Here is an 11,635-nt window from a genome sequence, read left to right on the forward strand (position 1 = left end):
TTGGGTACTGCCTGTCATGCTATAATTTGGCTAAACGTGACCAACGAAGGAGGATATCCGTGGCTACCAACGAAAATGGGGCGTTCCATACGGGAGCATACAGGAATTTGTTCCTGGAACTGGGCTATGACGAGAACGAAATTGAGGCAAAACTGGAGCAGACATGGAACGAGCTGTTCTATGGAGACGAGAATACACGAATTTATTACCCGATGGGTGAGGACAAAGGGTACTTCCTCGACACCGGTAACCACGATGTACGCTCGGAAGGCATGTCTTACGGCATGATGATGGCCGTGCAAATGGATAAGAAAGAAGAATTTGATCGACTCTGGAATTTTTCCCGTACGTATATGCAGCATACCGAAGGCAGATACAAGGATTATTTTGCTTGGCATTGCAAGCCTGACGGTACCCGCCTGTCTCAAGGTCCTGCCCCTGACGGCGAGGAGTTTTTCGCCATGGCCCTGTTCTTTGCCTCCAACCGCTGGGGTGATGGTGCTGCGCCTTACGATTACAAGGAACAAGCCCGAAAAATCCTCCGCGCCTGCATCCATCAAGGTGAAAATGGCGAGGGAGATCCGATGTGGGACCCGGATACCCGGCTGATCAAGTTTGTTCCGGAATCACCATTCAGCGATCCATCCTACCATCTCCCCCACTTCTACGAACTGTTCGCAATATATGCGGATGAGGGGGATCAAGCCTTCTGGAAGGAAGCAGCAGCGGCAAGTCGGGCTTATCTGCATACCGCCTGTCATCCTGTAACCGGGCTTTCGCCTGAATATGCGAATTACGACGGCTCACCCGCTCCGGTTCAGCCGCATGGTGATTTTAGACATTTTTACAGCGATGCTTACCGGGTTGCGGCAAATATTGCTCTGGATTGGGAATGGTTCCGCAAAGATCCGTGGCAGGTCGAACAATCCAATCGGATTCAGTCCTTCTTCAGCGGCATTGACGTATCCGAATATCGTCGATATACCATCGAAGGTGAACCCTTCGACGAACCTTCCCTGCATCCTGTAGGCTTGCTCGCCACGAACGCGATGGCTTCGCTTGCTGCGGACGGTCCGGTTGTCGAACCATTCGTTCGCCGGTTCTGGAACACGCCGCTGCGACAAGGAGAACGCCGATACTACGACAATTGCCTATATTTCTTCAGTCTGCTGGCTTTAAGCGGCAGATATCGCATATATTGATTATCCGACAATGATCATCCAACCATGAATCATCGCAAATGGAAATCACACGCATCACATTGCACCACGCAGGCCGAAATTTCAACGAAAAGAGGGCCTTTCAGGCATTACGGCCGGAAAGGTCCTCTTTTACATGGATGTTAATTGCTGACGGCAACAAATTTCCATTGTTGATGGAGCCCGCCGGTATAATCGTTTTGCTGCAGCTTTGCTCCGTCTGACGACGAAGCATTCGCCACTTCGATCGCTTTGTTGCTGTTTACGTTGATGATACTCCAGTACCCATTGCCCAGATCGTTAATTTTGAAATGCTGCGCGGTCGTGTTCAGATTGCTCATAAGCTGCACCGCTTCGCCGTTTGTGAGGGTACCGTTGCGAATATCAATCACTTTATCGGGAGAGTTCACGCTGGTCAGCGTGTAGCTTCCGCCACCGATCGAAGTCAGAACCCATTTCTGCGGATTGCCGCCCAGATCGCTCCATTGCTGGAGCTGCAGATTGTTCTGGTTTTGCCCGCCGGGAACATCGATGACCTTATTCGAATGTCTGGCTACAATTTTGTACGTTGCGCCTGATACAAGCCCGGTTGTCGGTCCACCACCATTTCCGCCGCCGGGATACGTTTGTGCACGTTCATGATACCAGTTGAACAGGAAACGGCCCATCGCGCTCCGCGAAGCATCCCCATCCCATTTCAGTCCTGCCGTAGGGTCGGCAAAAGAACTGCGTTGACCCGGCTCCAGAATGAAGCCGTTCATATGGGCAGCGATGCTGACATTACCTGCCGCATTGAAGATCGTTTTCGTATTGGTGCCGAAACCTTCGTTGCTGCCATTAAACAAGTTCCAGTATGCTGAGTCGCCGGGTTTATTCTTAAACCAGGTTACTTCGGTAATGTTGATCGGATATTTGTCTGCGGCCGCCTTGACGTTCGTATTCCATTGATCCTGCAAGATCGAAAAGTTATCATATGCGCCGTAACCAGGATACCAGTGCACGGCATATCCGTAGTTGTTCAGCGGGTCGGTCAAAGGATGGCTTGCCGTCAGACTATAGAATTGGTTGTAGCCCAGACCTGCCGCCCAGATCACATTATCCGCGCCTTGGCTGCGAATCGTCGAGATGATGGAGTTCTGAAAGTTACGCAAGTCGTTCCAGTGATCGACAAAGTCGTTTTCCCCGTTGTAGCCGCCCCAATGTCCATTGGCGTATGACTTCACCGGCTCGTTAATCAGCTCGAAGTGAACGTTGTCCGCACTTTTAATCTCTGGACGGGAAGCGAGATAACCCCAGATTTGATTGAACTTTTGCAGATTGGCAGCGGTCGTTGCCTGATCATCCTTCAACGTGAAGTCAAGACCCAGGACAACGTATACACCTTTTGTCTTGGCATACTGAATATACGGAATAATGACGTTCTGCGTAACGGTCTGCACACCAGCAAAATTGTATGTACCCGCCGCCACATCACCCATGTCCTGACGATCAATGAACAGACGAACCTGATTCATATTCCAGCCATGATTGCTGCCGTATTTCGGACTTGTGTCCGCAAACGTATCGGTAATGTCCTTCAGGTAGGCCAGTGTAGCCGCATGACGGTTGTTGCCGTGCAGATTAAGATAGTAATTGCTGTCCTGATACGTCCAGTAGGCACCTGACGGTTGATGCCAGCCGTTCAGAAGCACAGGCTGATTGTTGCTGTTCACCAGATGTTTGCCGCTGACGTGAAGCTTGCCCATAGGCATGCCCACCCATGCCTCGGCACGGCCGCCTCCCCATGGAGCAATCGTGATCAGTAAAGCCATAACGAGTAAAAGTTTACAAGACATCCACATCTTCTTCACTTTGGATCCTCCTCTCATGATCGATGGCTTTCCCTTATTCGATATGTGTTGAATTCAAGCACAGCTTTCACGAGCCGTTCATATCCGTTGGTGCCCGCTCCCGCACCCCGTTCCATCCGTGCAGCTGCATGAATTTCCCTCCTTCCACGGTTTATTTTTAAGTCTCCGGTTTTACTGTACCGGCCAAACGTTAGCCAACGATCCCCGTACGTTCCACACTTTCCACGAAATAACGCTGCACGAACAGATAGATGACGATCAAAGGCAGAATGGCAAGCAATATCCCCGTATCCTGGATCATGCTGAGATAGAAAGGGTCTGCCTTGGAGGCGCCATCACTCACTTGCTGCGCCAGATTGTATGGAAGCGATGACAGTTGGGTCGACATGACTTTGCTTGATGTCAGATACGTGGTCGTGTAGAAACTGTCATTCCACTGCCATACAAAGGAAAACAGCATGACGGTCACCATGGACGGAATCGCATTCGGCAGCATGATTCGGGCAAAGGTTCTCCCGATGCCTGCACCGTCCACGTAGGCAGCCTCCTCCACTTCCTTCGGGATGCCGCGGAAGAACTGCCGGAAGATGAAAATATACAATCCGGCTTTAAGCGAATTGGCCGTAATGGCGGTCAGAATGAACGGCCAGTAGGTGTTCAGCAGATTCACCGGTTTGCCGGCAATAAGTGTCATCAGGCCCATCAGGTCAAAGCTTTTCAGATTCAGATACACCGGAATCAGGATGGTCGTTGGCGGAACGAGAATCGTGAGAATGACGCCCGCGAACAGCAAGTTGCTCCCCTTGAACTTCAATCGTGCGAAACCATATCCGGCAAGAGCACAGGACGCTGTCGTCAAGAGCGTTGTCGAGGCTGACAGCGCGAAGGTATTAAACAGCGTCGCCCAGTAATCCATCACCCGAATGGCCTGCTGGAAGTTATCCAGCGAGAAATTTTGGGGTATCCATACCACCACCGCGGAATACAGATCACCCTTGTCTTTGATGGACGTTGAGATTTTCTGGAATATCGGAAAGAGGATAACAAAGGAAAGTCCGGTAATCAGTACAAATCGAACGACAGACCAGAGCCAGCCTTTCCAATGTTCCAGCGATAATAATCGTGAAGTGGTCACGCTGAACGTCCTCCTTTCTAATCTTGATAGAAGACTCGTTTCGAGAAAATGATGGATACAATCACGAGAATGATCGCAATGGCCAGGAAATACACCCATGCCATGGCAGAGCTTAGGCCGAAGTCGAACTTCACGAATCCGGTATCCCGGATCAGTTCAGTCATGGCGTTATTGGCAAACGAGTCGATAATCGTATAGATGGCGTTGACAAAGATCAGCGGGCTGACCATCGGGAACGTAATTTTCCAGAAGGCTTCGTATCCGGTGGCCCCCTCCATTTTGGATGCCTCGTAGAGCTGAGGCGAGATCGTCTGAATGCCTGCCAAAAAGATCAAAATTTGCACGCCTGACTGGCTGACGATCTGATAGATCCGATCGACGGCACTGCTCAGATACGTCACGATCCATTCGCTCACCCCGGCATCCAGCATCAGATATTCCAGCTCAAATGTACCCAGTGCGCTTCCACCGGTGCTGTTTTGATTAACGGCATCAATCAAGCTGGTGCTCTCCAGCGACATGATGACTCCCGAAGCCAGAATAACGGGCAGGAAAAAGATGGAGCGTGCCACGGCCCGGCCTCTGAACTTCTGGTTCAAGATGACGGCGAGAAACAGGCTGAATATGACGATGAGAGGCACATTGACGAGCACATCGGTAACGGACTCGATCAGCGCGCGGTTAAAGCTTGTATTGACGGTGAGTGCCTGAATATAGTTGGCGACACCAGTGAATTGAATGGCAATGCCTTCCGCATTCGCCTGAATCGCACTCATGCTGTAACGCAGAGACGCCAGCAGCGGGATAAAGAAAAACAAAACAAATCCGACCAGCCACGGAAGCACGTAGATGACGCCCCACATGGCTTTCTGTTGAGCATACGTACGACTTCCCCATTTCCATTTCAGGAGCGTCTTCAGAGCTGCTCACCACCAGTCATATAGCTTTGAGCTTCCACGGTTTGGTTCTCAACCTTTACAGGAAAGTCATTATAATTCACGATCACGAAGCCACCGCCGTCATAAGTTGTTCGATACACACCTTCCGCCAATGATTCATGCGATTTCATGGAACGCCCGGCAAATGGCTGATTGATCTGATTGACCTCGTTGTACATCTCGGCAGCCAGATCTACCCATTGCTCGTAGTTTGCCGCGTACAGATCGTCATAGTCGGTCTGTTTGACCACATGGTTCGGCGCATTAAACCAGGCGAAGTACGGGCTCGCACCATATTCAATCAGCTTCAATACATACTGTCTCGGGTTCGTATAGGTCGAGAGATTGTATGGAGAGCCGGTGTAACTGATATTTCCGTGAACGACCAATTGGAAGAACGGAACCTCTTCATCCTCCAGTTTGAATTGGCTGCTGCTCATCGGAGCATCCGTCAACCCAGTAACATAAGGCAGTGCGTAGCCATTGCCACCTTCGGCTAAAACGGAGCCTGCCTGCTGTTTGATCCGTTCCAGCGCTTCGGTGACCACGCCCAACGCTTCCGTTCGATCCAGCAGCTTCTTCGGGTTCATGTCGCTATTCAGCTGCTCAGCCAGATCTTTCAGGCTCAGTGATTGCGAGTGCTCCTCTTTTTGAATAGACTTCATCTCTTCCAGCATCTCTTCCGTCAGCTGATTCAGCTTGTTGGGCGAGAGTACATAGGATGGAGATCGGTCCCGATCCCGTTGCTGCAAAGCCTGGTTCATCGGATATACCACAGCCGGTTCTTGGGTTAACGTTCGAGATGCCTCTCTGGACGGTTTGAACCCTTTCTTGGATTGCACATTCAGCAGAGCCACATCCGGATAAAACCCGATTCGCGCTTCCCTTGCATAATCGCTAAAATCACGCATGCCCTTCTTCCCGCCAATCGCGCCGTCCACCGAGATGGAATCCGGCAGACGGTGATGCAGCCCATCGTTGAACCATCCGGCGTAGCGAACCTGAATGTTCGACACGTTCTTCTCCTTCAGCGTGGACAGGATCTGCTTGGCTTCCTCAAAGGTCGTAAGTGCCTCTGTAGAATCGTAAGGAATCCCCAGCATATGCTGCCGGGTTGTCATGCCTCCAATCAATTTCAGATAAAATGGAATGCCCGGCTGCTCTTCGCCTGCTTGCTGTTCGGGAAGTCCGCCGGTTTGCAGCAGATAATTCCGATACAATGCGGCGAGTCCCGAGTACGAAGCCTTCTCCGCACCAACGAAAGCGTATCTGACAACAAAGTCCGAGGCTGTCGGCCTCTTCTGAAATTTCGGAAGCGTACGCACCATATCGCTGGCCTGAAGCGTCACATCGCTCTTGTTCACGACATAGAAGCTGGGATAAACGTTGTTGTAGCTGTTCAGCTTGCCGCTGATATCCGCATTCACCACGGCCACAGCGTCACCTTCCTCGATGATTCCCAAAAAAGCTCCCTCTTCCCGAATCAGTCCAAAGACCGGCAATCTCGCTTTGGTTTCATTCGAGCCGGCTTCCCGGAGCTTCATCGTCAAGTCCTGACCGTAAATATCTTGCTGATAACCGGGATACTGGATTTTGCCATTATTAAAATGGATCAAGGCTCCCGAGCCGTCCGGTACAAATATGGAGCCTTTTTCATTCGTCCCTCCGGCTCCGAAATATTCCAGTACGGATATGGTGTTGATCGGGTATTCCTCCGGAAAATGAATGCCGGATGCAGGTACACGCACCAGCAGATTCTCGCCATCCAGTTCATATTCCAAAGTCATCATGAAGAGCCGCGGTCCGCTGCGCTCCTGATCAATCCCATGTTCGGCATTGTCCTGTGCCAGGTCTTCTTCCGTATAACCGGCCGCGTCAAAAGCCTTAAGGGCACGGGACAGCTGAAGTCCCTGCAGTGCCTTGTCGATTCGAACGTAGACACCTTCGTCCTTATCCTCCGTATAACCGATCTTCAAGGCGCGTTCCCCGGCCTTGTCGAGCTGTGCCAACAGCTTCTGCTCAAATCGTTCCTTGCTGATTTTGACCGGCAAGTCTTCAATCGAGCGCTCGGTGCTCCCGAACTGATAGTGAACCCGAACCCCGTTTGGCATCGCCTCATAGCTAACCTGCTTATGTCCGATGCTATCTGTAAACGAGTTCACCGTGCTGCTCTGGCCCTGGCTGTTGAAGAAGCTGAGCCTTGCTTGTGACGACAGGAGGTCTTTGTTGATGCCTGCCGCAACTCCGTCCTGCTCCCGGTCTGCAGGATTGCTGCGCCAGATTTGTCCGCTCTCTCTGTGCAGGACAGCAATCTCTGCAGTCTCTTCATTTATAAACAACCGTAAGGCTTCATTCCCGGCAATGCCAATCATGCCTTGAAGACGAGCATCGCTAAAGGAAGATTTCAGTTTTTCTCCGGGAGGCAGGGAGGGAAGATCGGTCTGTTCTACAGCGGCCGCCTCGCGAGCTTGCGGTGATGGCGAGAACTGGCAACCGCTTAGAAGCAGACTGCCAATGAGCAGCATTCCGGTTATTTTTTTCGCTACAGCATATTTCACTGGATGTCCTCCTTCCTTAGCCCCGAAGCACGAATTCCTGATAGATGGTGAAGACAAACGATACGATCTGCTGCACGAGACTGAAAAATAGCAGGCACAGAAAGGCCATAAAAGCCATGGCAGCCAGTGTAAGCAGCATCGTAAGCGCCGTCTTCGCCGGCGTGTACTGGTGAACGGTCATGTTGCCCACGAATAACAGATACACCGTCCAGGCAACGGCAAGCGCATTGGAGAAATAATAAAAGGCTGCTTCCTGCGCGGAAATGACGAGACTCAGCCAGATCCACGGAAAATGAATCAGGAGCAGCGGCACCAATGCAAAACACGTCGACATAAAAATTTCCGAAAACTTGCCTTCTCCGTCCATCAGGGTGGTTAACGACCAGTTGGCCACACACCAGAACAGGATCGGGATCACGACATACAACACTTCAAGCAGACTATTCAAATACTTGGGATTGTTAAAATTAATGAGAAAGCCGCTGTACTGGGCATGCAAAATTTTGGTAACCACCAGCAGCAGCATGATCATGCAGGCTATCAGCAATGTCGTTCGTTGATTGCGTTCATATTTCAGTTCCCAATATCCGTCGAAAGGGTGAAAGATGAGATGCAGCGGATACTGGTAAAGCTGCTTACTTGGCGCTTGCATTCGTTATCCTCCTTTTATGCCTGCGAACGATGACGACGGTGACAAACGCAGCTGCAGCCAGGAATAAACCGGACATCATCCACGAGAAATGCTCGCGCATCAGTTCTTTGCGGAACAGAAGAAATGCTTTCGAATACCCCTGCCGCTCCATGCTCCGTTTAAAATATTGCGCTGATTCGGCATACTCCTTCTGGCGAAGCAGCGATTTGCCAATGCCCGCATAGGCATACTCCAGATTCGCATTCATTTCGGCAGCCTTGGCGAAGAGCATCGAGGATTGGTCCTCGTCGCCGTTGTAATAACTGCGTACCGCTTCATGCAACGTGCGACCGTACTCCGTTGTCTGGAATACCGTAATCTCACCGAGCGCCTTATCCAGCACAAGCATCCGGTCTCCTGCACGTTCCAATGCGACCGGCGTGTTAAACTGTCCCAACCGATTGCCAATGCCGCCAAAAATATGGAGCAGGTATCCGTCGCCGTTATAAGTGAAAATTCGTCCTCTGCTGGAGTCGAGCACGGAATACATGTCGCTGTCTCCTACATCTACATCAACCAGGCGCGAAGGCCCTGCTTCGTTCGTGTACATCAGATCGCCTTGGGGGTAATGATACCCTTGTCTGCGCAAAATATCGGTGCCCTGGGCGTTCAGCTTCTTGATCGGATCTTTGCCGCGGTCGCCGCTTGTGGCGTAGATGAACCCCTCTTCATCCAGATCCAGGTTGGTGAATTCCGTCGGCGTGAACATCACCATCTGACTGCGCTGCTCGCGCGTGGCCAACCGTTTCCACAAATACTCCACCGGATCAACCTGAACCCTGTTCGCTCCGATAAAGGAGGAAAATGTGCCGTCCGCACTGAACTCCATGAATCCGTCGAATACACCCGCCGCCATGACGTAAATCCGTTCTCCCTGATCCATGACAACCCGCACGGGTTTGAATTGAAAATCCGCTTGTAACAGATCCGATTTTGGTTCAGCCACAATTTTGACCAGATGGCCTTGTTCATCCAGATGAACGACCCGGTGATTGTCGGTGTCCGCAACGAGGAGATCTCCTTTTTTACTGACATAGATCCCTTGCGGATTGTTGAACTGCTCCTCCTTGCCCGCCCGTTCAAAGGAATCAATCGTCCGCACCAGCTTCAGATCGCGATCCAGCTCCACGATGCGGCCATTGCCGGAATCCAGTACGAACACACGCTGATCCGCTGTGACATGCATGTCGCTCGGTTCTTTGAACGCACCGGTGTCCAGTTTATTGCCCGTGATGATGGACGTGGCCTCATACGCCGCCGGCGCCGGAACGGAATCGCCCCAGTAGGAGTATTGGTAAGCATCCTGCTTGCCGTCTGCACTTGCCGGTGCAGCCGCTTGGCTGAACAACAGGAGGCAGACCATGCCCATCATGATCCAGCTGCGCTTGTTCCATGTGCTTTTCCGCACCTCGCTGCCTCCTCTCTACTCTTTCATGCCCGATGTAGCCATCGTCTGCATAACGCTGCTCTGGGAGATGATGAACAGGGTGATCGGCACGATCATGAGCAGCAGCGCAACCGCAGCACCCACCCCTGCTCTCGCAATCCCTCCCTGAACAATCTGGCTGAGCGCATAATGCAATGTTTTGAGGTTTTCACTGTAAATAAAACTTCCGCCGTCCGTTCCCCAGAGGGCCGGAAACTGCAAAATCATCAGTGTGAGCCAGGCCGGCTTTACATTAGGCATCACGATGCTCCAAAATATCCGGTATTCATTGGCCCCGTCGATTTTGGCTGCCTCCAGCAGCGCATCGGGAATTTGCTCCATGAACTGCTTCATCAGGAAGAGCCCCAGCGAGAACGCAAGCGACGGCACGATAATGGAGGCATGCGTATTGATCCAGCCGAGCCAGGACATGACCATGTAGTTCGGGATCGCTGTGACATGGGGCGAGAACATGAGCGACAAAATGATAATGGTGAACAACACTCTGGAGCCGGGAAAGCGATATTTCGCCAGCGGATAAGCGGCCGCTGAGGCCAGAAGAATATGCCCTGCCGTTCCCAATATCGTAATAAGTAATGTATTGGCAATATAGCGGGATAACGGTACCCACGAATTGCCCATCAGATTGATCAGATCCGCGAAATTCTCCGTTGTCGGATTGTTCACCCAGAAGCGCGGCGGAAAAATAAACAGCTCATCCAATGGCTTGAATGCATTGTTAACGGCATAGATGAGCGGCAGCACCATAAATGATCCAAACACGGCCAGCAGTGCAAACAGCATCAGGCTGACGGCAAATGACCGATTCAGTCTTTTTGGCATGCCTAACGCGGCACGTACTTTGCTGGTCATCGTCATTCACCTATCCTTCTCAGCATTTTTTGCGTCAGAACGTTCGTGCCAAGCATCAGTGCAAACAGCACCGTTGCGATGGCCGAGGCATAACCCATCTCGAAGCGAATGGTGCCGAAGTCCATCAAGTGGGTAACGATCGTATGCGCCGCATAGTTGACGCTTGGGAAGCCGGCCAGGGCGATCGAAATTTCGGCTACGGCGAACGAAGCCGTAATCTGCATCACGGCACCGAACATGAGCTGGGGTCTCATCGATGGCAGCGTAATGTACCAGAGCTCCTGCCAGCGGTTTTTGATCCCGTCTACCGTGCCGGCTTCCACCAGAGATCGGTCAATCGTCTGCAGACCTGCGATAAACGCCAGAAAGCTGGTTCCCAGACTAAGCCACAGCTGAACAATAATGACGATGGCCAGCACGTATTTCTCGTTTGCGAGCCATTGCACGGGTTCCAGGATGACGCCCAGGCGCATCAGGAAACCATTCATGTACCCGTAGCTGTCACCGGAGAAGATGATCAGCCAGATGAAGAACACGTTGCCTGATATGGACGGTGCGTAGAAAACCAGCGTCATGACCGCCCGGATTTTGGGCGACAATTCGTTGATGATCCATGCAAACAAAAAACAGGCAATATAACTGACAGGGCCAGTGATAACGGCGAACAGCAGCGTATTTTTCAGCGCAATCAAAAAGACGTCGTCGCCCAGAAAAAGACGTGAATAGTTCTGCCAGCCGATAAAACGCGGCACCTCCAGCATATTGAAGTGGAAAAAGCTGAGGCCTAGCGAAATGCCGACTGGAATGACAGTGAACAGGAAAAAGATCAACATAAACGGCGCCATCAATACGTAATAGTGCCTGCTGAGGTACAGATCCCGTTTCAAAAGGGACCACCAGCCCGCCGGACGCGTATGGACGGCAGGAGCGGCTGCTGTCTTGGTTGTTTTGGCTTGCAACCGTTA

At 51.6% G+C, this 11,635-nt stretch carries 9 protein-coding genes; 1 reads left to right on the forward strand and 8 read right to left on the reverse strand.

Features of this window, described 5'->3' with window-relative positions:
• Positions 1–59: 59 nt before the first annotated feature.
• Positions 60–1,202, forward strand: coding sequence for a family 8 glycosyl hydrolase (locus RSX24_RS10705; protein ID WP_343260562.1), 1,143 nt, complete (start codon positions 60–62; stop codon positions 1,200–1,202).
• 140 nt (positions 1,203–1,342) lie between these two features.
• Here the strand turns inward: RSX24_RS10705 and RSX24_RS10710 are convergent, their stop codons facing one another.
• The 8 genes from RSX24_RS10710 to RSX24_RS10745 form a co-directional block, all read right to left on the reverse strand.
• The gene (locus RSX24_RS10710; RefSeq protein ID WP_343260880.1) at positions 1,343–3,040 is read right to left on the reverse strand and encodes an RICIN domain-containing protein; all 1,698 of its coding nucleotides are present in this window, start codon (positions 3,038–3,040) and stop codon (positions 1,343–1,345) included.
• A gap of 199 nt (positions 3,041–3,239) precedes the next feature.
• A complete protein-coding gene (locus tag RSX24_RS10715) occupies positions 3,240–4,184 on the reverse strand; it encodes a carbohydrate ABC transporter permease (RefSeq protein ID WP_339278245.1) in 945 nt (314 codons plus the stop codon).
• A 17-nt stretch (positions 4,185–4,201) separates the two neighbouring features.
• A complete protein-coding gene (locus RSX24_RS10720) occupies positions 4,202–5,104 on the reverse strand; it encodes a carbohydrate ABC transporter permease (protein ID WP_438286820.1) in 903 nt (300 codons plus the stop codon).
• Positions 5,101–7,680 (reverse strand): DUF5696 domain-containing protein, encoded by a 2,580-nt coding sequence (locus RSX24_RS10725; protein ID WP_343260563.1) that lies wholly within the window; start codon positions 7,678–7,680, stop codon positions 5,101–5,103. The genes RSX24_RS10720 and RSX24_RS10725 overlap by 4 nt, the downstream gene beginning before the upstream one ends.
• A gap of 16 nt (positions 7,681–7,696) precedes the next feature.
• Positions 7,697–8,332 carry a Yip1 family protein gene (locus RSX24_RS10730; RefSeq protein ID WP_343260564.1) on the reverse strand — a complete coding sequence of 212 codons (636 nt, stop codon included), beginning with the start codon at positions 8,330–8,332 and terminating at the stop codon, positions 7,697–7,699.
• Entirely contained in the window at positions 8,316–9,779 is a 1,464-nt protein-coding gene (locus tag RSX24_RS10735) for an NHL repeat-containing protein (RefSeq protein ID WP_343260565.1), read from the reverse strand. Before RSX24_RS10735 ends, RSX24_RS10730 begins: the two co-directional genes overlap by 17 nt.
• Before the next feature lie 15 nt (positions 9,780–9,794).
• The gene (locus tag RSX24_RS10740) at positions 9,795–10,676 is read right to left on the reverse strand and encodes a carbohydrate ABC transporter permease (protein ID WP_438286804.1); all 882 of its coding nucleotides are present in this window, start codon (positions 10,674–10,676) and stop codon (positions 9,795–9,797) included.
• Positions 10,673–11,629, reverse strand: a complete 957-nt coding sequence (locus RSX24_RS10745) for a carbohydrate ABC transporter permease (protein WP_343260566.1) — start codon at positions 11,627–11,629, stop codon at positions 10,673–10,675. Before RSX24_RS10745 ends, RSX24_RS10740 begins: the two co-directional genes overlap by 4 nt.
• Between the last annotated feature and the right edge of the window lie 6 nt (positions 11,630–11,635).

Source organism: Paenibacillus hubeiensis, from assembly GCF_032334105.1.
Taxonomy (GTDB): Bacteria; Bacillota; Bacilli; order Paenibacillales; family Paenibacillaceae; genus Paenibacillus; species Paenibacillus hubeiensis.

Excerpts from the sequence above, each read along its gene's own strand:
- RSX24_RS10710 (WP_343260880.1), bottom strand. The coding sequence starts at position 3,040 with ATGTGGATGTCTTGTAAACTTTTACTCGTTATGGCTTTACTGATCACG.
- RSX24_RS10730 (WP_343260564.1), bottom strand. The coding sequence starts at position 8,332 with ATGCAAGCGCCAAGTAAGCAGCTTTACCAGTATCCGCTGCATCTCATC.
- RSX24_RS10740 (WP_438286804.1), bottom strand. The coding sequence starts at position 10,676 with ATGACGATGACCAGCAAAGTACGTGCCGCGTTAGGCATGCCAAAAAGA.